Origin of the sequence: Shewanella sp. SM23, assembly GCF_025654295.1 — a bacterium.
In the GTDB taxonomy this organism is placed as follows: Bacteria; Pseudomonadota; Gammaproteobacteria; order Enterobacterales; family Shewanellaceae; genus Shewanella; species Shewanella oncorhynchi.
On record NZ_JAKKRM010000002.1, the window covers coordinates 272172 to 293821 of the forward strand.

Annotated in this window: 15 protein-coding genes and 1 riboswitch; of the genes, 11 read left to right on the forward strand and 4 right to left on the reverse strand. The window is 47.0% G+C overall.

Going from position 1 to position 21650, the window contains the following annotated elements; genetic code table 11:
* Positions 1 to 125: 125 nt before the first annotated feature.
* The 9 genes from L5L98_RS04320 to L5L98_RS04360 all read left to right on the forward strand — a co-directional run bounded on the left by L5L98_RS04320 (position 126) and on the right by L5L98_RS04360 (position 11560).
* Positions 126 to 1505 (forward strand): hypothetical protein, encoded by a 1380-nt coding sequence (locus L5L98_RS04320; RefSeq protein ID WP_263138800.1) that lies wholly within the window; start codon positions 126 to 128, stop codon positions 1503 to 1505.
* 167 nt (positions 1506 to 1672) lie between these two features.
* Positions 1673 to 1771: riboswitch (TPP riboswitch) on the forward strand.
* Positions 1772 to 1972: 201 nt separating this feature from the next.
* Positions 1973 to 4078, forward strand: coding sequence for a phosphomethylpyrimidine synthase ThiC (gene thiC / locus L5L98_RS04325; RefSeq protein WP_263138802.1), 2106 nt, complete (start codon positions 1973 to 1975; stop codon positions 4076 to 4078).
* 2 nt (positions 4079 to 4080) lie between these two features.
* The gene (gene thiE / locus L5L98_RS04330) at positions 4081 to 6009 is read left to right on the forward strand and encodes a thiamine phosphate synthase (protein WP_263138803.1); all 1929 of its coding nucleotides are present in this window, start codon (positions 4081 to 4083) and stop codon (positions 6007 to 6009) included.
* Complete coding sequence (locus L5L98_RS04335) at positions 6002 to 6901, forward strand: HesA/MoeB/ThiF family protein (RefSeq protein WP_263138804.1); 900 nt, start codon at positions 6002 to 6004, stop codon at positions 6899 to 6901. The genes thiE and L5L98_RS04335 overlap by 8 nt, the downstream gene beginning before the upstream one ends.
* Before the next feature lies 1 nt (position 6902).
* A complete protein-coding gene (gene thiS / locus L5L98_RS04340; RefSeq protein ID WP_263138807.1) occupies positions 6903 to 7106 on the forward strand; it encodes a sulfur carrier protein ThiS in 204 nt (67 codons plus the stop codon).
* A 1-nt stretch (position 7107) separates the two neighbouring features.
* A complete protein-coding gene (locus tag L5L98_RS04345; RefSeq protein ID WP_263138809.1) occupies positions 7108 to 7872 on the forward strand; it encodes a thiazole synthase in 765 nt (254 codons plus the stop codon).
* The gene (thiH, locus tag L5L98_RS04350; protein ID WP_263138811.1) at positions 7869 to 8984 is read left to right on the forward strand and encodes a 2-iminoacetate synthase ThiH; all 1116 of its coding nucleotides are present in this window, start codon (positions 7869 to 7871) and stop codon (positions 8982 to 8984) included. Before L5L98_RS04345 ends, thiH begins: the two co-directional genes overlap by 4 nt.
* A gap of 102 nt (positions 8985 to 9086) precedes the next feature.
* The gene (locus tag L5L98_RS04355; RefSeq protein ID WP_173244710.1) at positions 9087 to 9350 is read left to right on the forward strand and encodes a chemotaxis protein; all 264 of its coding nucleotides are present in this window, start codon (positions 9087 to 9089) and stop codon (positions 9348 to 9350) included.
* A 5-nt stretch (positions 9351 to 9355) separates the two neighbouring features.
* Positions 9356 to 11560: a putative metalloprotease CJM1_0395 family protein gene (locus L5L98_RS04360; RefSeq protein WP_263138815.1), complete on the forward strand. Its 2205-nt coding sequence runs from the start codon at positions 9356 to 9358 to the stop codon at positions 11558 to 11560.
* A gap of 147 nt (positions 11561 to 11707) precedes the next feature.
* On the opposite strand, the gene L5L98_RS04365 is transcribed toward L5L98_RS04360, so the two are convergent.
* The 4 genes from L5L98_RS04365 to cmoA form a co-directional block, all read right to left on the reverse strand.
* Positions 11708 to 12616: a LysR family transcriptional regulator gene (locus L5L98_RS04365; RefSeq protein ID WP_113940376.1), complete on the reverse strand. Its 909-nt coding sequence runs from the start codon at positions 12614 to 12616 to the stop codon at positions 11708 to 11710.
* Positions 12617 to 12819: 203 nt separating this feature from the next.
* Positions 12820 to 14682, reverse strand: coding sequence for a M3 family metallopeptidase (locus L5L98_RS04370; protein ID WP_263138819.1), 1863 nt, complete (start codon positions 14680 to 14682; stop codon positions 12820 to 12822).
* A gap of 295 nt (positions 14683 to 14977) precedes the next feature.
* A complete protein-coding gene (cmoB, locus tag L5L98_RS04375; protein WP_263138820.1) occupies positions 14978 to 15970 on the reverse strand; it encodes a tRNA 5-methoxyuridine(34)/uridine 5-oxyacetic acid(34) synthase CmoB in 993 nt (330 codons plus the stop codon).
* Entirely contained in the window at positions 15967 to 16698 is a 732-nt protein-coding gene (cmoA, locus tag L5L98_RS04380) for a carboxy-S-adenosyl-L-methionine synthase CmoA (RefSeq protein WP_263138821.1), read from the reverse strand. Before cmoA ends, cmoB begins: the two co-directional genes overlap by 4 nt.
* Positions 16699 to 16848: 150 nt before the next feature.
* Between cmoA and L5L98_RS04385 the strand changes: the two genes are divergently transcribed.
* Together L5L98_RS04385 and aspS are read left to right on the forward strand one after the other, a co-directional pair.
* Complete coding sequence (locus L5L98_RS04385; RefSeq protein WP_263138824.1) at positions 16849 to 19659, forward strand: transporter substrate-binding domain-containing protein; 2811 nt, start codon at positions 16849 to 16851, stop codon at positions 19657 to 19659.
* Between the two features lie 184 nt (positions 19660 to 19843).
* On the forward strand, positions 19844 to 21622 hold the full coding sequence (gene aspS, locus L5L98_RS04390) for an aspartate--tRNA ligase (protein WP_028759851.1): 1779 nt from the start codon (positions 19844 to 19846) through the stop codon (positions 21620 to 21622).
* The last annotated feature ends 28 nt before the right edge of the window (positions 21623 to 21650 follow it).

Here is a 21650-nt window from a genome sequence, read left to right on the forward strand (position 1 = left end):
TATTGGGTAATTCGCTTTCAATATTCACCAACCCGATATTGGATTGATATTGAATTAGAGTGCAATCGTTCCACGTTAAGCATCATTGAAATCAATGGATACTATACAAAACCTAAGGATGGATTTTGCCTTTTCAACATCAACCCAAGGCCGCGCCTTTATTTACAGCATCTCCTACAGCGATAGCGATTGGAGATGATGCTGATAGTGCTTTGCTGATTTCGGCCACATCGCCAGAAGGTGAGACTTTTATCGCATTTGATCATCACCTCGGTGAACTGGATGCTGCTCAAACACCTGTTTTTACCACTAATGCGGAGCCATTAGCGTTCAATAGCGGTGTAGGCCGTTTAGTCACTGAGCATGACACTCAAACTATATATCAAGAGCAAGCCCAAGATGTCGTACTGCAAGAAATCCATGCTGAACATCAAGATAAATTGGTTCCTAAGTCTGAATCTAAACCTGAACTGTCTGGGACGATACAAACTAGTGCTCAGGGATTGGGTACGGGATCAGTTTTGCGTGCTCGTCAGCCGTATTTCAAAGGATTCAGTTTGTTATTTTTTGTGCTCTTAGTGCATGTGTGTTTATTTTTACTTATCTGCATTTTGTGGCGCCCACAGTTAAATCCCTTTGGATTGAAGGAAATAGAAAGCCGTGGCCCTAAAGTGGCAGCGATCAAGGCTTACTTTATTTATGCTCCCGCGGTAGAGAAAGCCGAAACCTCGGAGTCCGAAACTGAGATAAAGGCCGAGGATAAGACTGAAGCGACAAGTTTAGTTGAGCCTATACCAGTTCCCACACCTCCAACTCAAGTTAAGCCTCTGCCAATACTTGAAAAGGTCATGCCTGAAACAATAGCACCTGAAAAGGCCGTCTCTGAAAAAGTGGAAGCGGAAAAAGTAGAGCAGGGAAAAGTGAAGCCAGATACGGTTAAACCGGACATCAATCAATCGAACCAATCTCAATCAAAGAGAACTCAATCAAGTGCCCCAAGTGAAGTACAGCCCGCTGAAGTGACGGCAAAAAAACCAACTAATACGCTTGATACCACAGAAATAAAGCCGCAGCTTGGCGCTAAGAGTTTACCCGCAGCAGAAGGTGAGAGCACAATAGCGACAAGCTCAAGCATGAGTTTATTCACGCAGCAATATTTTGAACGTCAGCGCGAGCAAGCGCTCGATGATCTCGTCATTGAACAGGCCGATAAATTCACCCTGAAATCGAATATGAGTGAAATGAGCCCAGAGATGGAGGTGCTATTTGTCCCTAACGCCGATGATTTCGGTGGCACAACGAGTCTAGATTTACCCTTAGATCCAAATCGTATTGTGCGTAAAGGGGATACTTGTTATCGCGTGGTACAAGTCGGCACTCAAGTTAATCCTAACGCCGAAAATTTAGGTTTTCCCATTAACTGCAGTGGCAAAAAAATCAATCAAGCTATTGATGATGCCATTCAATCTCGATTAAACAAAATGATGCTCAAACCCCATAAATAGTGACTTTTTTTTATGATTTATTTTCATGCCAATTATGGATTTTTTAGTTTCACTTTATTTAATCAATTAAAAACAATTAATTATGAACCTTTATTTTGGATTGGTGGTTAAGATTTTTAATTGCTTTTTTCCTTGTTTGTTGCTGCCGCTTCTGTCTATACTGCGCACTCATCTTGTCGGAGTGCCTCTTGGCTGAGACCGTTTATTCGGGATCCGTTGAACCTGATCAGGTTAAAACCTGCGAAGGAAACAAGCGTAATAACACACATTAAATCGCCAAAATAGACGGCTTGAACACCTGTTAACTCAGCAGTGTTTTAAGCTTTAATGTTTAGATTTAATTGTTATTGAGCAGGGTAACTCAATTTTTGAAGCCAGTGTTGGCCACAAAAATTGATTGCCATGCCCAGCTATCAACAACTCAATTCTCCAGACAAGCAACTCCATTTTTTAACGTGAGATTGCTTATGTCCAGTTCAAACCCAAACCCAGCTGTAGCTGCCAATGCTATAGAAATCACAGCGCCAGAATCGACAATCCCTAATAAATCGACTGAGTCTAGTCAATCAATCGTGCCTAAGGCGCCGAGTCGCCGCGAAACCCGTGCGCAGGCCCAAGCCTTTATCGATACGTTAGCGCCACTGCAACATCCTAATTCACAAAAGATTTATCTCAAGGGTTCCAGTGCCGATATTCGCGTTGGCATGCGGCAAATTCTGCAGACTGACACCCTGGTCGGCGGCACAGATGATGCGCCCATCATGGAAAAAAATCCGCCAATCCGCGTGTACGATTGCGCCGGACCTTATTCCGATCCTGAGGCCGACATCAATGTGCGTCTAGGCCTTGGTAAATTAAGACAAAACTGGATCCTAGCCCGCAACGACACAGAGCAATTATCCTGCGCGACCTCAGACTTTACCCAACAAAGACTCGCCGACGACGGTTTAGATCATCTGCGTTTTGAGGCAGGCTCGAGTGCCATTGTCCGCCCACGCAGAGCGCTGCAGGGTAAACGAATTAGTCAATTACACTATGCCCGTCAAGGGATTATCACGCCCGAAATGGAATATGTGGCGATCCGCGAGAATATGGCACTCGCCGAAGTACAGGATGAAATCCTCAATCGTAAAGCCAAGGGCGAAGCCTTTGGTGCCTTAGTTGGTGAACCGATTACCGCCGAATTTGTCCGCGCCGAAGTTGCCCGTGGCCGCGCGATTATTCCGCTGAATATTAACCATCCCGAAGCCGAACCTATGATTATCGGGCGTAATTTTCTGGTGAAAGTGAACGCCAATATCGGTAATTCTGCGGTGACGTCTTCCATCGAGGAAGAAGTAGAAAAGCTCGTCTGGTCTACCCGTTGGGGCGCGGATACTGTCATGGATTTATCCACGGGTCGTTATATTCACGAAACCCGCGAGTGGATCATCCGTAATTCGCCAGTGCCCATCGGCACTGTGCCTATTTATCAAGCGCTGGAGAAAGTGAACGGCGTGGCAGAAGATTTAACCTGGGAAGTGTTCCGCGATACCTTGATTGAACAAGCGGAGCAAGGTGTTGATTATTTTACTATTCATGCTGGTGTACTGCTGCGTTATGTGCCGATGACGGCTAAACGTGTTACTGGGATCGTTTCCCGAGGCGGTTCAATCATGGCCAAATGGTGCCTGAGCCACCATAAGGAAAACTTCCTCTACAGCCATTTTCGTGAGATCTGTGAGCTTTGCGTCGCCTACGATGTATCCCTGTCTTTAGGTGATGGTATGCGTCCAGGCTCAATTGCCGACGCCAATGATGCAGCCCAGTTTGCAGAGCTTGAAACCTTAGGTGAGCTAGTCAAAATCGCATGGGAATACGACGTACAAACCATTATCGAAGGGCCGGGACATATCCCGATGCAGCTCATTAAAGAGAACATGGACAAGCAGTTAGCTCACTGCGATGAAGCGCCGTTTTACACCCTTGGCCCGCAAATCACCGATATCGCCCCTGGGTATGATCATTTCACCTCCGGCATAGGCGCGGCCATGATCGCTTGGTACGGCTGCGCTATGTTGTGTTATGTCACGCCAAAAGAACACTTAGGATTACCGAATAAACAAGATGTTAAGCAAGGTTTGATTGCTTATAAGATTGCTGCCCACGCCGCCGATGTGGCCAAAGGTCATCCGAGTGCGCAAATTCGTGACAATGCGCTGGCAAAGGCGCGGTTCGAATTCCGCTGGGAAGATCAATATAACTTAGGACTCGATCCTGAAACCGCGCGCGCTTACCACGATGAATCTTTACCGCAGGAATCCGCTAAAGTCGCGCATTTTTGCTCTATGTGCGGCCCTAAATTTTGTTCGATGAAAATCACCCAAGATGTGCGCGCCTATGCCGCTGGCTTAGAGGCGGCACAAGCGAAGGCGGATCAAGTTGAAGCTGCTGACCAAGCCATGCAAGTCACAGTCAAGACGCCGCAGGAGTTGGAAGCGGCAATGGCGCTAAAATCGGCACAATTTGCTGCTTTGGGCGCCGAGATCTATCACGTGAAAGACAAGCTTGTCGCCGAAGCAGAGGAAGCCTAATTATGTCGGGTATTCATGGGGGTAATTCGCCCATGAATACCGCTCGCCCCGCATTTGTTTGGACCATAGCCGGTTCAGACAGCGGCGGCGGTGCCGGTATTCAGGCGGACTTGGCGACAATTCAAGATTTGGGCTGTCACGGTTGCTGCGTGATCACCACTGTGACGGCGCAAAGCTCAGTAGCAGTCACTTTAGTCGAGCCCGTATCAGCGGCGATGTTAATGGCTCAGCTGACGACTTTGCTTTCAGACTTGCCACCCAAAGCAATTAAAATCGGCTTACTGGCAGATCAAACTCAAGTGGCATTGCTGGCAGATTGGATCGCGAGTTTTAAAATCCACTATCCATCTGTGCCTGTGATTGTCGATCCTGTGATGGTCGCCAGTTGTGGCGATGCATTAGCAGCAGATAACTGTCAGGATATAAAAAGTTCTGCCAAATCAGCTTTAGATTTTAATCCTTTCAAAGGCTTAATCGAACTTATCACGCCCAATGTGCTTGAACTTGGGCGGTTAACTCACAGTGATGTTTCGACCAAATCGCAGTTCGTTGCTGCAGCACAGGCTTTATCCCAGAGTTTAGATTGCAGTGTGCTCGCTAAAGGGGGCGATGTGAGCTTTGGCAGCACTGATATTCTTGATGATACTCATGCTCAAACTCAGGCTAATGTTCATGTTAGCACTCTCGATAGCAACGGCTGGGATTTTGAGCTTGCCGAGGATTATCTGGTTTGCCATCAAGTACGCGCTAGCTCTGAGCTGCATCAAAATGGGCATTTCTGGTTGGCAAGCCCGCGGGTTAATACACGTCATAACCATGGCAGCGGCTGTACTTTGTCATCGGCCATTGCCGCCGTGTTAGCGCAGGGTTTTGTATTGCAAGATGCGGTGGTTGTTGCAAAAGCCTATGTGAGTCAAGGCTTAAGCGCGGCGATTGGTTTAGGGCAAGGTCCAGGGCCGTTGGCCCGTACGGGGTGGCCCAATGACTTGTCCCGCTATGCCAAGATAAATCTGTGTGATGGCAATTTTATTAGTTATCACCTCAACCAACATTTTGATGTTGGTAATGATTTAGTTGCAACAGTTTTTTCCGCAACAGATCAGGCAACCGCTCAGGTAAGAATAACTTCGACGCCAGCTCAATACATCTCATCCCACGGTTTTAAAGTGCTCGATGCCGATCTTGGTGTTTATCCCGTGGTGAGTGACTTAACCATGCTGGAGAGTTTGTTAGCTGCGGGCGTTAAAACCGTACAGTTACGGATAAAAACCGATTCAAGCGAGTCAACCGCTGCAGTGTTAGCCGAATCTGATTCAGGTAAGTCTGCGCTAGGTAGATGTGAGTCAGGCAAATCTAAGTCAGGCGAACCTGAGTTAATTGGCTCTGAATTAGAGGCAAAAATTCAAACGGCTATTGCCTTAGGCAAGCATTTTAATGCGCAGCTTTTTATCAATGATCACTGGCAGTTAGCGATAAAATACCATGCCTTTGGGGTACATTTAGGCCAAGAAGATCTCGCCGTTACCGACTTAGCGGCCATTCAAGCCGCGGGACTCGCGTTAGGTCTATCCAGCCACAGTTATTTCGAGTTGCTATTGGCGCATCAATACTCGCCATCCTACATAGCGCTTGGGCATATATTCCCAACCACGACGAAGCAAATGCCTTCTGCGCCCCAAGGGCTCGCAAAACTAAAGCACTATGTGGCGTTACTCCAAGACCATTATCCCTTGGTCGCCATTGGCGGCATCGACTTAGATAATCTGGCAAAGGTGAAAGCTACTGGGGTAGGCAATATTGCTGTGGTGCGCGCAATAACGAAAGCTAAGGATCCGTTAGCAGCGTTCGCAGAGCTGAGCCAAGCTTGGGAGCAATGTAGCTTGTCTGAAGAACTGGCTGTAAAGCATAAGTTGGTTGCAAAGCATGAGTAAAAAACCACCGCTTTCTCACGCAGACGTTCTCAGCGACGGAACACAAAGCGCTCATACACTCAGTGATGCTGATTTCATCCGCTATTCTCGGCAAGTCTTATTGCCAGAAGTCGGTGAGGCAGGGCAATTACAACTGGCCGACGCCAGCGTTGTTATTGTAGGGCTTGGCGGTTTAGGGCAATTGGTGGCGCAATATCTGGCCTGTGCAGGTATTAGTCGCTTGACCTTAATCGACATGGATAAGGTTGAAGTTTCGAATCTACCAAGACAATTGCTATTCACCGATGCCGACATTGGACTCAATAAGGCGCGAGTTGCCAAGCAAAAGCTTAAAGGCTTAGCGCCGCAGTGCACTGTTACTGCCCATGAAACAGCATTTAGTGATGAGACATCAGCTCATCACTTCGCTGAGGTTTTACAATTAAAACAACAGGGTAAAAGAGTGCTCGTGCTTGACTGCACAGATAACTTTGCGACTCGCCAATCCATTAATCGCTGCTGTATCGAAGCTGCTTTACCTTTAGTCAGCGCGTCAATCGCAGCATTTAGCGGCCAATTGTTTGCAGTCGATCAAGTGCAGTTCCCCTCTGGTGGTTGTTATCACTGTATTTTCCCCGCACAGACGAGAGTGTCACAGAGCTGCAGTACCCAAGGCGTACTTGGTCCGAGCGTGGGCGTGATGGCGTCAATGCAATCTTTGGTGGCTATGCAACTTTTGTTGAATATGGATAGTTGTAATGAATCGAAAAGTGCCTTGTTGGGGCGTTTTTGGCGCTTCGACGCTAAATCACTTTCATGGACTGCGGCGATATTAACGCGGGATCCCCATTGTGACATATGTGGCCCCAAAGGGGCTTATCTATCATCAAATAAAGATAATCTTGAGGTTTGATATGATTTTAATTCACATAAATAATATCCCACAGTCGTTGACTGAACCGACTTCGCTCGCGGCTGTGATCCTCGCGCAAGATATTGCCCTCGACTCAGTTGCTATCGTGTTGAATGCAGAGGTGGTTCCGCGCAACCGCTGGCAATCTATTCTCTGCCAACATGAAGATAAATTAGAACTTTTTTCAGCAGTGGCGGGAGGCTAATATGTTAACGATTGCCGATGTGGAGTTTGAATCACGGTTATTTACCGGAACGGGAAAATTCAGCAATAGCCAAGTGATGCTTGAGGCGATAACGGCTTCAAAATCGCAGTTAGTGACAGTCGCGATGAAAAGAATTGATTTTAAAATGGGGCTTGATGATTTACTCACGCCTTTACGTCAAGCGGGTGTCCGGCTATTGCCTAACACTTCGGGGGCGAGAAACGCCAAGGAAGCGGTGTTTGCGGCAGAGCTTGCCCGTGAAATGCTGGGAACTCATTGGATTAAGCTCGAAATCCATCCAGACCCTAAGTACCTAATGCCCGATGCGATTGAAACCTTAGATGCGGCCAGAATCCTCTGTGAGAAAGGCTTTATCGTGATGCCCTATGTGCATGCCGATCCTGTGCTCTGTCGCCGCTTGGAAGAGGTGGGCTGCGCTGCGGTTATGCCACTGGCGAGTCCGATTGGCAGTAATCAAGGTTTAGTCACTGAAAGCTTTTTAAAAATCATCATAGAGCAGGCGCGGGTGCCAGTGGTGATCGATGCCGGCATTGGCGCACCTTCGCAGGCTGCGCGGGCAATGGAGCTGGGCGCCGATGCGGTGCTCGTCAACACGGCCATCGCCAGCAGCGCGTCGCCGATAGTGATGGCCGAGTGCTTTAAGGAGGCAGTGCAATGCGGTCGGCGAGCCTTTGAAGCTGGGCTTGGCCGAGTACAAACGGGCGCGGTACAGACCAGTCCTCTGACGGGATTTTTAAACCAATGAGTTTTGTAGCGGAATTTGCCAACATCCCACGGGATAAACTGTTACTCGATTTGTATTCTTGCACAGTCCAAGATGTCGAGCGGGCGTTAGTGAGTCCGGCAGGGGATTTGCGCAACTTACTGGCTTTGTTATCACCTGCGGCAGAGCCTTATATCGAAATCATGGCACAACGTTCAGCGGCGCTTACGCGGCAGCGATTTGGCGCGAATCTTGGCATGTATTTACCGCTATACGTCTCTAATCTGTGCGCTAATGAATGTGATTACTGTGGCTTTAGTATGAGTAACAAACTCAAACGCAAGACCTTGAATGAGCAGGAGTTGATGGCCGAGATGGTCATTATCAAAGATAGGGGGTTCGATTCTATTTTACTGGTGTCGGGTGAGCATGAAACTAAGGTCGGTATCGATTATTTCAAGCAAATGTTGCCATTGGTAAAGCAGCAATTTAGCCATGTGGCGATGGAGGTCCAACCCATGAGTGAGGACCATTATCGCCAGTTAGTCGCGCTAGGTTTAGATGCTGTGATGATTTATCAGGAGACCTATCAGCCCGAGACTTATGCTCGTCACCATTCCCGAGGTAAAAAAATGGATTTTGCCTATCGCTTAGCAACACCGGACAGAGTTGCGGCGGCGGGGGGCGATAAAATTGGTCTTGGGGTATTACTGGGGCTGGATGATTGGCGTTTAGATGCGTTAATGATGGGATATCATATTGACTATTTAGAGCGTCGCTATTGGCGCACTCGCTTTAGTATTTCGCTGCCAAGGTTAAGGCCTTGTACTGGCGGGATCACCCCAAAAGTTATGCTATCGGATTTAGGTTTAGTACAAATGATTTGTGCATTTAGACTTTTTAATCATCAGCTTGATATCAGTATGTCGACAAGGGAAAGCCCTGAGCTGAGGGATAATCTTTTGCCACTTGGAATTACTCAAATCAGTGCGGGTAGTTCGACACAACCGGGCGGCTATCAAGCACCCGACAGTCAACTCGATCAATTTGAGATAAGCGATGATCGCAGCGTCGAGCAAGTCATCGAACAGATGCAACGGCAGGGTTTTAATCCCGTATTTAAGGATTGGGAAGCCAATTGGATCACAGGATAAATAAGACTGTAAATAAATGGTGAGAATGCGGATAAAACCTGTACTTTTGCAGGTGACTGGTCAATAATTGACCCATTAATCACAGCGTGCAGGAATACCGTTATGCAAATCCAATCTGCTTATTCATCCGGTCTGCAAGGCTTGCAAAGTGCTCAATCTGGGCTCACTCAAGCAACAATAGATGTGGCTAAACCTACACCGACTCAAAGTGCGACTCCGGCTGAATCTACAAGAGATGTTGCGCAGCCTGATAAAACCTCGGCATTACTTACCGCTAATGAGTCATTAAGACAAGGGGAAGCGTCAACAGAAGTGATTGAAACTGATTCTGAAACGATAGGTTCGATCATTAATATTAAGGTGTAAATATCATGTCGGTTGTGGCGCTATCACCTAAGGTTGGAGCGCCATCCTCTTCATTTTCGGCACATGATAAGATGCTCAGCTCGAATCTAAGCCAGAGTCACGCTAATAGCACTTATCAAGGAGCCAGCGCTCACACTGCAGGCTCCGCAAAAATTGAAGCGAGTGGTGTCCATGAACTACAGGTAACTGGAACTTCATTTGCTCCAGTTCAAGCCACGCCTATTACTTCATTAGCTGCTAACGTTTCCCAATCTCTCCACTCATCACCGAATGTGTCTTTTGCTGCTTCTAGTGCTGTTTCATCAACTGCTGCATCTGTACTTCCTGTACTGAATGGTGCAAGCCAAGCACCCAAGATCGATCCTTTTTCCGTACCAACGCCAAGGAGCAATCCTCAGGTAAATACGTTAAATGATCGAGCTAGCTTACATGCCGATGCGAGTTTTAGTTTGTTAACAGGACCAAGATCCATTTCTGGTGTACGCGGGGGACAGATTGCGGCACCTATTTCTACTCAGGTATTTTCGCCAGTCGCGGGTACGAGTAATAGCGGACTTGGGGTAAATTCCTTGGCTACAATAAGTCCAAATCTCAGTGTAACGAGCAATATTCCCGTTGATATTTTTACGCCTCTGAGTCCATCAATTGGCACTACTGGTACTGATATTCCTGCTTTCAATCCATCTAGCACGGGTGATGTTTCTCCAATAATGCCTGATTTAGCTGCAGTGTTTGGACCACAAACTGTCTTTACTGGAGCTGCGTTAGTTGATCCCTCTACGTCTGATTCTGTAATCAACAGTTCTGTAAATAAGAGTGCTGTAAATAAGAGTGTAGCAACGAGTGCAGGGCCTGTTGGTCAGTCAAACTCTACGCAAGCCACAGATCAATCCGCTAGCAATGATGTTGCTCGACCGACTGTGTTAGAACAATTTACTCAAGTTTTCGGTGAAGCTCAGGCTCAAGCTAGTCCTGTAGATGCTCCTGCGGCAGCGTCTAACCCAGATGATAGTCAACAAGTCTTAGCTGCTGTCTTTGCCCCAAATGATAATCAGCTTGAAAAGCAAGTACAGGAAGAAGAATCGCAGAAACAGCAAATTGCAGCAGCGGAAGAGGCAAAGCAGCAATCACTGGTTCAGCAGGCTCAGGAACAAGAGATACAAGCCCAAGAGAAAGCGCAGGCGCAACAGCAACAACAGGTTGATTCACTTAAGGCCAGAGATTCTGAGGTTAAAGCCCATGAGCATGCCCACGCAACCGTCGGAGGACAATACGCTCAGAGCCCGAGTTTTAAGTATGAAAAGGGTGCTGATGGCCAACGTTACGCCACCGATGGCGAAGTGCAGATTGATGTCTCTCCAGTGGGAGGCGACCCGCTTGCAACGATAAACAAAATGAAGCAAGTTTATGCCGCAGCAATGGCTCCTGTCGACCCGTCATCAGCGGATATCCGTGTTGCCGCGGAAGCCTTGCAAAAAATGAATGAAGCTAAAGTGATGCTGGCAGAGGAGCGACAAAAACAAATTGTTGACTTGCAAACGGCTCAAACATTAATAGACGCGGATGCTCAAATCAAAGAGTTGCCACCGTTAGAAAAACATACACCTTTAGTGACGGGAGACGTTGATGAGTCAGGTAATATTGTTCAGCCCCAAGAGGCGGTATCCACCCCCGCATCTACTGCGCTTGATAAGCTAAAACAAGCGTTCGAGGCGCAAACGACCAATACGAGAGTCATTGATACGGGTTCGAAAACCTCTTCTGATATCAGTGACTCAGTCACTACATCGACCACAGTGGAAACGATTGAGCCACCGACCGCAACTTTAGCATTTGGATATGCTTCAACTTCAGCGGATTTAGCGACGGGTTTTATCTCAAGATCAGATAGTGCTGCAAGCCGTTATTATACTGCAGTTGCACAAGCCAGTGCTGGGCCTTCAGCTCGTGTCGATATGACGTCGCAAGCGAATATTCCCCCTTCGTATCTGGCATCTTCAAATGAGCTGCCTAGCAATTTGCAATCTACGGATGTTTTGTCCGCAAACGATGTAAATGAGCAGTCTTCAAATATCAGTGCTAGCGCGACTACGAATGTGTCTTTGCAGAGCGAGTTATATGTGAAGGATGACCTTTTACAGGAGACGGGATTTATTCAGCCGCAATATTTGGGTGATCAACAAGCGCGCTATGTCGACTTTAGTGTGTAAGATTAGGCTTTAACTATTCCCATGATTCGCTGTTCATCATCTTTTTCGAAACAACTTCTCAGTACCACTAAGAACTAACCATTTAATCAGCAGTTAGCACTTATCGTTTTGCTCACTCGAATTGATAACTCGTTTGGTATCTTGCTGTTAATGACTATTCGTCGTTTCAATTCCGTGCTGTTTTAAAATCAAGGAAGCAAGCAGTTTTGATGCAGGCCCTTGTTGATCCCTATTAGGGATAACTAAGCTCAACATGATGCGACGTTTTTGGCTACCCTCAAGATGTAAACGTACTAGATTACCCGAAGCCAATTCTTCTTGGACTAAGAAAGAGGGGATCCAACAGAAACCAATACCTTGATTTAAAATGACTTTAGCTTCATGGAAGTTAGAGACTGTCCAGCGCTGCTCAGCTTTGAGCCAGCCGATATCAATGTTGGATTGCACTCCAGTATCTTTAATCACTAACTGTAAATATTGTGCCAGTAGTTTATCGTCTTCAATTGTGCCTAAGTCAGCGAGTGGGTGATTTGGATGACAGACGAGGTAGAGTTCTTGTTCACATAAGGGTTCGGATAAATACCCTTTAGGCGGCACCCCTGCACAGATAGCAATATCGACTTTACTCTGCAGAATGAGCTCTTGAGTACCGGTGATCACTGAGTCCAGCATGATGATTCGAGTGCCACGACTGTGGGGCAGAAACGCATTGAGGGCACACACTAAGCTTTCCATCGGATAGATAATTTCACGGGCAATAGTGAGTGTCGGCTCCCACCCTTGTTCAAGATTACTCGCAAGTTGTTCTAACTCGTTGACGGCTTGGGTGACATGCCGTGAGCGGCGCAGCAGCACTTCGCCCTGCGGGGTGAGATAGGCTTTACGGCCTTTGACTTCGAGTAGCTCGATACCTAATTGATGCTGTAATTTGGCAACGGCATGGTTAAGTGACGATTGACTCTTGTTGAGTTTTTCGGCCGCTTGGGCATAGCCGCCAAAATCGACCACCGCTTGCAAAATACGCCATTGTTCTAAGGTAGATTTAGCTCGAGTCATTATAATCTCAAAAAAACGATAGATTGAGGCTTATAGTGGCCACTTCTTACGACTTTTTCAATTAAATATCATAGCGTCAGTCATTTCCACGACATATAGATAGTTATGTCGCGCTAAGTTATTGAGGGGATAGAGAGGTTAATCATGACGATTTTCAGTGTTTGCGCCCGAGCGAGTCACAAACACATCCTAAGCATTCACACTTAAAACGCACAAGAACCTATTGCGTCGAAAGCTTGGGTGTTGGAGCTGTCAGCATGTTCTGAAGCGGCGCTATTTGAGATCCTTTGGATCAGCGCAGCACTATCAACGGGGGCGCCAATGACCGCTTTTAATTGGTCACTGAAGCTTAAAGCGTCTTCATTGATGACTAATACATTGAATAATTTTAGTTTGTCTTGGCAGTTGAATGTGGATTGAGCTATCAGCCTGGCTAGCGATGCTTGCCAGAGTGATTGGTAGTAGAGCGGTCCTTCGTTGGCGATAGCATTGAAGCTATAAGGATAATTCTGTGTTTGTGGCCAGTCTTGACCAAAGCTCGCATTAAACTCCGCACCGAGATCCGGATAGACTTGTGCACTTGAGTTTTGGTAAAAGTTGACTGCAACTTTAGCGCGAAAGACTTTAAGCTGCCTCGAATAAGCTTTAGCCAGTGTTTCACGCTCCTGTAAATAAGTGTGCTCAAATCGCGGAAAGAGTTGATGGCGCAGCACTTCAGCTAACCAAAGACTCGCCACAAAATAGCTATCTTGACTCTGTCCCATGGCATTGTTGAGGTAGAAATGACTCGCTTTAGCAAGGGAAATGACCGCCTTTGCGATAGACTCGGTTAATTGCTCAATGTCTTTGTAGTTACTCAGCTGTGGCTTGAGATCCAACGCCTGTTGTCCAAATTGCTGGCCGAGTACACTTTGGCGCAATGTCTGCTGTTGACTACCTTGTTGTGGATTTGGGTTGTACGCCACATAGATTTCACCTAACAATCTTTGCTGGTGGTAGACCCTAACGATATGCGGCCGATTGGGAACGGCAGGTATTTTCTCGACCTTAGCGGTTTCTATGGTCTCAAAGTGTAAACCAAACACTTGCAGATAAGTAAAGCTGCGACTCAAGACGTCAGAGGTTTGCCATGTCGGCCCCTTGGCTGATGCTTGTTGTGACAGTGTTCGCCCAATATCCCAGGGAGCCACTTGCAGATCTTGGGTTTGGCTATCGAGAAAGGCTTTGACTAATTCAGGGGACGATAACTGCTGCGAACTAAGCACTAATGCGCTGTAATCGGTAAAGCCTGCAGCAGTGGCGGCTTGTTGGCGCTGCTCAGCAATTCGCTCTAATGCCGTTTGATTGGTTTCACTGGCTCTGGCTTGGTAGGCCTGCCATACATTTTGGCGACATACGGCGTTTTCTTGCGCTAGTAAGTAACTGGCGATAGTGCCAGAAAAGACGCTCTGCTTTGAACTGTCGGGCTTCGGCTCATCACTTTTATCACCTTTTTTATGCAGATGATGTTGCTGCTGAGTCGCTTCGGGTTGGCATTGGCTGTCATTGAAGGCAAGACTAAATTGCTGGCTGCCTAACCCTTGGCCTATGCTGGCTTGTGCAGTATGTAATTTCGCTTTTTCCTCGGCGCTCCAATGCTGTTGTAGTAACTGTTTAAGCTGTTGGCTCAGCAGTATTTGTTCTGCATTGCCTTGGGCTAAGGCGTAGGCGAGTTGGCTCAATTCAGTTTGGCTGAGAAGTTGCGACAATGTGTCGGCGAGGTGTAACTGGCATTGCAGTAAACCTTCGCGTTCTTCACTCGGTAAGTTAAACCCACGGTAATAGTTGAGCCTGTCGTTGATATTATTAAGCCCTAACATCTGTTGCTCAAAAATAAGCGTGCGCTGGGCCAAGGTTAATTCCGACGCAGTTAAACGCGCATTGGCGAACACAGTCGCGAGATCAATACTTGGCAAACGCAGGCATTGTTCAACTAAGAGGGGAACAGGGCTTGGCGCCGCATAGGTGGCATTCGTAACATAAAGGCTCAAGCCAAACAGGCTAACCAGTAAAGTGGGTTTTAACATGGGTTATGTGTTCTGCATCTGTGATGGAATGAGTTAACTTTGACTTAGTATCCAATTGAGTTAGCTTCAAGTCATTGTTATGCATGAAACCCTGTTCTGTTCTGGATGTCAACGATAAGGGTGGGAGTTGCCAATGTATTGCTATTCAAGGAAGGAGTTACAATGAGCTGCTGAACACTTACATATTCCAGATGAACTAGATGAATGGTGATCTTTCGGCTTTTGATCTCAGCCATTACTAACTCAAACCTTGAGGACGCAATGACTGATATCCGCTTACTTCAGACTGAAAAGGTTAGTTTAAATCCTGATTAGGTTGATTTTTCACTGCGATAATCGTGGCGCGTTTGGGCGCAGGATAACCTTCAACCGTTTTGGTGATGTCGTTAGGATCTAGGTATTCAACCAGTGATTCGTTGGGCATCCAGTCGGTACGGCGTTGCTCGGCAAGGGCTGTGACATCGGTATCGACACAACGGATATCAGTGAAATCACACTTCTTTAACCAGAGCATGAGCGCGGCAACAGATGGAATAAACCATACATTATTCATTTTGCCATATCTATCTTGAGGCACGAGTACGGCGTTTTCATCACCATCTATCACTAAGGTTTCTAGCACGAGCTCACCACCGGTGCGCAATTGATCACGCAGCTGTAACAAGTGATCGATAGGCGAACGTCTGTGATATAAAACGCCCATGGAGAAAACCGTGTCAAATGCATCGAGCGGTGGCAGCTCTTCAATACCCAATGGTAACAGGTGTACAGGGTGATGTGTGCCCGCTAAACATTTGACGGCTTCAAACTGACATAAAAACAATGGCGAAGGGTCGATACCGACGACACGTTTGGCACCTGAGCCCAACATGCGCCACATGTGATAACCACTGCCACAACCGACATCGAGCACAGTGCGGTTTTTAAGCGGCGAAATATGTTGCTTAACGCGGTCCCATTTCCAGTCACTGCGCCATTCGGTATCGATATGGATGCCATGAATGTGGAAGGGGCCTTTACGCCATGGCATAAACAGACGTAGTAGGTTTTCAAGCTTCTCTTTTTCACCAGGGCTGAGTTGCTCACCGCTACCGACGGTCACGCTATCAACAAAATCCACTTTGTCGGGTGTTGGATAGTGCAGCTTACTGAGCACTTTTTCCCACTTTGGCAGGTTGCCGTGTTTATGATCCCGTTGCCATTGGCCTAAAATGCTCGGCAGGGTTTCGAGCCAGTGTTGTAGATTCGAATCGGCGATTTGTTGGTAAAACGAGCTAAAGCTGATCACTTGATGGCCACCATAGAAGCAAAGTTAAAGCATTGGAACCAGAGACTAAAGTGACTAAAGCCTTGGCTGGTGAGTCGTTGTTGATGCGTGGTTAACGTGTCGGGCTTCATGACATTTTCCAGCGCACTGCGTTTTTGGCTGATCTCAAGTTCGCTGTAACCATTAGCGCGTTTAAAGTCCAAATGTTGCTCTTCCAATAGAGTTTGGATAGAAGCATCTTCGAAGCGAATTTTTTCTGATAGTACTAACATCCCGCCGGGATTCAGACCTTGATAAATCTTTGCTATCAGGGTTTCTCTGTCTTCTGGCGGTAAAAACTGCAATGTAAAGTTGAGTACCACCAATGACGCATTTTGAATATCGATATCGCGAATATCACCGCAAACCAGATCGACATCCGTATCGCTGACATAGGCATTCAGGTTCTCTTGGCAGCGTGCGACCATAGATTCACTGTTATCTACAGCGATAATGCGGCATTGGCGGCCTTGGATTTGGCGGCGAATACTTAAGGTGGCGGCACCGAGTGAGCAACCCAAATCGTAAATTTGAGTATTTGGCATGACGAAACGATCTGCAAAATCGCCTATGGTATTGATAATTTGCGTATATCCAGGCACTGAGCGGCGGATCATGTCACTGAATACGCCTGCTACACGGTTATCAAACTGGAAATCGCTAATATGCTCGCTCGCTTGAGCGTAGATAGTGTCTTGAGAAACGTTCATCTGAGATTTTTCATGGGAATTCAACTGTGCATTTTAACGAATCAGAGCGATTAGCAGCAAGTCTCATGCTAGTAATTTGCGATAAATTTTTGTCTAATACTTAATAGATAACAAAATCGTTACATGTACATCAAGTACTAAGGGCTCAACTTGAAGTTTGTGATCCACTTAATTGTGATCTTGTGCAGCTGTTTTTTGAGCATAACGGGGCAGGCAAGTCCGTTGTCCTCTGAGCCATTAATCATCGTTATGGGTGAGGATAGCTTTCCCTATCAATATGTCGACAACGATGGCGAGCCGACTGGATTACTGGTTGATTTATGGAAAGAGTGGGCTAAACACAGCCATACCCAAGTGGTTTTTGTGGCGCGCCACTGGCACGAGTCCCTTGATCAACTGCGGCAAGGTAAGGCACAAGTGCATATCGGCATGGGGAAAACCCCAGAGCGAGAGCAAGAATTTGATTTTGCAGTGCCCATTGCGGATGTGGGTACTTTTTTGTATTTGCATAAATCCTTGCAGGGCAAAAAATCCATCAAAGAACTGATCCCCTTTCAAATTGGTGTGGTAGCGGCTTCTTCCCATGAAGCGGAATTACACCGTATCGAACCGCAGCTTGTGTTTAAACGCTACGAAAGTCGTGAGAAATTATTGGCAGGGGTCGCCGCGGGCGAGATCGTAGTCTTTGCGGGGTTAGAAGGCTATTTGAAAGATCCCGACTCATCCCAAGAGATTGCCGCAAACTTTCCCAATACTGCCCGCCTTCAAATTAAGGCGATGCAGTTTGTACCCGCAGTTCAAAAGGGCAATCTTGCATTAGTCGATAAAATCAATAAAGGTTTCACTGCGCTCGATGCGCACTTTATTCAGCAAACGGAGCGACGTTGGCTTGGCTATCAACGTCAACAAGCTGGACTCGTTATTTCGATGCAACTGGGCGTCGAGCCTTTTGTGGACTTAGGTGTCGATGGTTTACCCCATGGCTTGTATGTGGACATGTGGCAGCTTTGGTCTGAGAAAACGGGTATTGCCGTTGATTTTATTTCTGGTGATATGAACTCTAGCGTGGACGATGTTCGTCGTGGTCTCGCCGATGCCCATATAGGTTATCCTGAAAGTGATGATGTTAAAACGGGCCTTACTCAGGCTTGGCATTTATATACAGTGAAGAGTCGACTCTTTCTCTATCAGCAACAGTTAACCGATTTAGACAGCTTAAAAGGTAAACGTATTGGTGTGGTGCCGACAGCGCCTTATTTGGTGGATTTGCGTAAAGCATTACCCCAAGTGTCACTGCGTTATTACGACAGTATGGATGCCATGGTGGCGGGGGCGAGGTCTGGAGAAGTTGTCGGTTTTATCGCCGCGGGTGCATGGACATCCCATTATTTACTGCTCAATAAAGGCTGGTCTGACTTTAGCCAGTATCCTGATCTCGAATTTAGCACCAACATTTATGTGCTGACCCGTAGCGATGATGCTGGCCTTACACAGAGGATAGCCAATGGGTTTAACAGTATTAGCAATCAAGAATTTGCTGAGATTGAACATAAATGGATGCTCAATCCTAAAGATCATGTTTTTACCCAAGCTGAGCGCCATGTCAGCTTAAGCCCCGCTGAGCAGGCCTATGTGGAAAGCGTAGGCGAGCTCAAAGTCGGTTATCTAAAACAATGGCCACCGATGGAGTTTATGGATGAACAGGGTGAGTTTGCGGGGATCAATAGCGATATCGTCAAATTGCTCAAGGAACAACTCAAACTTAAGCTCACACCCGTTGCCTTTGATGATTGGCATTCGTTAATCGAGGCGTTGCAAAAGGGCGAGGTGAGTTTAGCCGGCAGTGTCGCGCAAACGGCGGAGCGCCAGCAGCGTTTAGCGTTTAGTGAAGCCTATTGGCCATCGCCGTGGGCCTTAGTATCGCAACTGGAACAAGTCTCGGTTTTTAATATTGCTCAGCTCGCAGGTCAAAGGGTGGCTGTGGTTGAGGGATATCATTTAGTGGCGCAATTGATGAGTCTGGAGCCTTCACTCAAGTTAGTCATAGTGCCAAATACGCAGGCCGGATTAGCGGCGGTGACGAATGGCAATGCGGATGTGTTTATCGATAAAGTGGTGACTTTAGCTTCTGAGCTTAAAACCAGCCACTATCCGACACTGAAAATGTCGCTGCTCAGTGATCTCGCCGATCAACACAGTCATATTGGTGTTTATCCTCAATTTGCGCCGCTGGTGCCGTTGATTAACAAAGCTTTGGCTTTGGTTGATGCTCAACATCAGCAAAAAATATATACGCGCTGGGTGTCATTTTCTGTGGCGACAGAGAGTGCTAAATATCTGCAATGGCTGCGTTATATCGTGTTTGGCGTGATAATCTTGTGCTTAGTGATGGTGGCGGTGTTATTAGTGAATCGTCGCTTAAATCGTGAGATCACCCAGCGATTGGTGGCTGAAAAACGTTTGCTGCATGTGGCTAATCATGATGCTTTAACTCAGTTGCCCAATCGTGCCTTACTTGATGACAGACTAACCCAAGCTTTGCTATCTCATCGCAGAGAACAGGCACATTTCGCTTTGTTATTCATCGATCTCGATGGTTTTAAACAAATCAATGACCAACACGGTCATCCCATTGGCGATGAATTACTGGTACTGGTCGCCCAAAAGTTAACCAAGGTTATCCGTGGTTCAGATACCGTTGCGCGATTTGGCGGCGATGAGTTTGTTATCCTGCTAAATCGTGTGCAAGATCTCGATGCTGCAACCCAAGTTGCTGATAATATTCTACAGGCACTGTCGAGCCCTTTGCTTATTCAAGGCGTCAGTGTCAGCATAGCGGTTAGTATTGGCGTGGTGATTTACCCCCGCGATGGTGACACCGCGATAGGTTTATTAAAAAAAGCCGATCAGCTGATGTACCAAGCAAAAAGTTGCGGCGGGCGTTGTTATCGCTCAGCTTGATGTTTTTTTGAACGCTCATGCTCAGATAGTGCGTTCGCCTCTAGTCAAGGGCGTAAAACTGTTTGATACTTCACCGTCTAAGTGTGAAGTACTTTGGTAATCGGCATTATTTTACTATAATGCCGCTTTTATCTCGTTTTGATTATTTCCAAAGCACCGGTTTCCGGATAAAGGATAGAGTTAGATGCGCAGTCATTATTGTGGAGACGTCAATAAGTCTCACGTTGGACAAGAAGTTACCTTGGTAGGTTGGGTTAATCGTAGCCGTGATTTGGGTGGCGTTGTCTTTTTAGATTTAAGAGACAGAGAAGGTCTGATCCAAGTGGTCTATGATCCAGACTTACCTGAGGTGTTCAATGTCGCCAGCACGCTGCGCGCCGAATTTTGCGTTCAGGTTAAAGGCCTAGTTCGCGCCCGTCCTGACAGCCAAGTCAATGGTCAAATGAAGACGGGTGAAATTGAAGTCTTAGGCCAAGCCTTGACGATTATCAACGCTGCTGATCCACTGCCATTGAGCATGGATAACTACCAGAACAACAGCGAAGAGCAACGTCTTAAGTATCGTTACTTAGATTTACGTCGCCCAGAAATGGCGCAGCGATTAATTTTCCGCGCTAAAGTGACCAGTTCTGTGCGTCGTTTCCTCGACTCAAACGGTTTCTTAGACATAGAAACACCGATCCTGACCAAAGCAACCCCAGAAGGTGCCCGCGATTATTTAGTACCAAGCCGGACTTATAAAGGTCAGTTCTTTGCCTTGCCACAATCACCGCAGCTGTTTAAACAGTTGTTGATGATGTCAGGCTTTGATCGTTACTATCAAATCGTAAAATGCTTCCGTGATGAAGATTTACGTGCCGACCGTCAGCCAGAATTCACCCAAATCGATATCGAAACGTCTTTCATGAGCTCTGAGCAAGTGATGGCGAAAACCGAAGAGATGATGCGCGGTCTGTTCCTTGAAATGCTGAATGTGGATCTCGGCGAATTCCCACGCATGACCTACAACGAAGCGATGCGTCGTTTCGGTTCAGATAAGCCTGATTTACGTAACCCATTAGAGCTGGTGGACATTGCCGATTTACTCAAAGAAGTCGAATTTGCGGTATTCTCAGGCCCTGCTAACGATGAAGAAGGCCGTGTTGCTGCACTGCGTATTCCAGGCGGCGCTGCACTGTCTCGTAAGCAAATCGATGATTATACTAAATTTGTTGGCATCTATGGCGCTAAAGGCTTAGCGTGGATGAAGATTAATGACCTAAGCCTTGGCTTAGAAGGCATTCAATCACCTGTGCTGAAATTCTTAAACGAAAGCATAGTCAATGAAATCGTGAGCCGCACAGGCGCGCAAACTGGCGACATTATCCTGTTTGGTGCAGATCAGGCGACTGTGGTTGCCGAATCTATGGGCGCACTGCGTCTTAAAGCGGGCGAAGATTTCAGCTTATTGCAAGGTGAATGGCGTCCACTGTGGGTGGTTGACTTCCCAATGTTTGAGAAAATCAACGGCAACTTCCACGCGGTTCACCATCCGTTCACCGCACCGCGCGGCGTAACGGCGGCAGAACTTGAAGCTAACCCAGCAAATCGCGTTTCTGATGCTTACGATATGGTATTAAACGGCTGCGAATTAGGCGGTGGTTCAGTGCGTATCCACAACCAAGAAATGCAGTCTGCGGTATTCCGTATACTCGGCATTACCGACGATGAAGCTAAAGAGAAGTTCGGCTTCCTGTTAGAAGCGTTGCGTTACGGCACACCGCCACATGCTGGTTTAGCGTTTGGTTTAGACCGCATCATCATGCTGATGACGGGCGCAAGCTCAATCCGCGATGTGATGGCGTTCCCGAAAACCACCACTGCAGCTTGTCCGCTGACTAACGCGCCTGGTTTTGCCAATCCGCAGCAATTAGCTGAACTTGGTATTGCCGTGGTTGAGAAAGCTGTTAAAGCGGAAGACTGATCTTTTTGTAAGAGGGCTTTGTAAGGCG

What these genes read in the sequence shown, in the direction of transcription:
- cmoA (WP_263138821.1), bottom strand. Translation starts at nt 16,698, where the DNA reads ATGAACGTTTCTCAAGACACTATCTACGCTCAAGCGAGCGAGCATATT.
- L5L98_RS04345 (WP_263138809.1), top strand. Translation starts at nt 7,108, where the DNA reads ATGTTAACGATTGCCGATGTGGAGTTTGAATCACGGTTATTTACCGGA.
- L5L98_RS04355 (WP_173244710.1), top strand. Translation starts at nt 9,087, where the DNA reads ATGCAAATCCAATCTGCTTATTCATCCGGTCTGCAAGGCTTGCAAAGT.
- L5L98_RS04360 (WP_263138815.1), top strand. Translation starts at nt 9,356, where the DNA reads ATGTCGGTTGTGGCGCTATCACCTAAGGTTGGAGCGCCATCCTCTTCA.
- L5L98_RS04335 (WP_263138804.1), top strand. Translation starts at nt 6,002, where the DNA reads ATGAGTAAAAAACCACCGCTTTCTCACGCAGACGTTCTCAGCGACGGA.
- thiS (WP_263138807.1), top strand. Translation starts at nt 6,903, where the DNA reads ATGATTTTAATTCACATAAATAATATCCCACAGTCGTTGACTGAACCG.
- L5L98_RS04365 (WP_113940376.1), bottom strand. Translation starts at nt 12,616, where the DNA reads ATGACTCGAGCTAAATCTACCTTAGAACAATGGCGTATTTTGCAAGCG.
- L5L98_RS04370 (WP_263138819.1), bottom strand. Translation starts at nt 14,682, where the DNA reads ATGTTAAAACCCACTTTACTGGTTAGCCTGTTTGGCTTGAGCCTTTAT.
- aspS (WP_028759851.1), top strand. Translation starts at nt 19,844, where the DNA reads ATGCGCAGTCATTATTGTGGAGACGTCAATAAGTCTCACGTTGGACAA.
- thiH (WP_263138811.1), top strand. Translation starts at nt 7,869, where the DNA reads ATGAGTTTTGTAGCGGAATTTGCCAACATCCCACGGGATAAACTGTTA.
- thiC (WP_263138802.1), top strand. Translation starts at nt 1,973, where the DNA reads ATGTCCAGTTCAAACCCAAACCCAGCTGTAGCTGCCAATGCTATAGAA.
- thiE (WP_263138803.1), top strand. Translation starts at nt 4,081, where the DNA reads ATGTCGGGTATTCATGGGGGTAATTCGCCCATGAATACCGCTCGCCCC.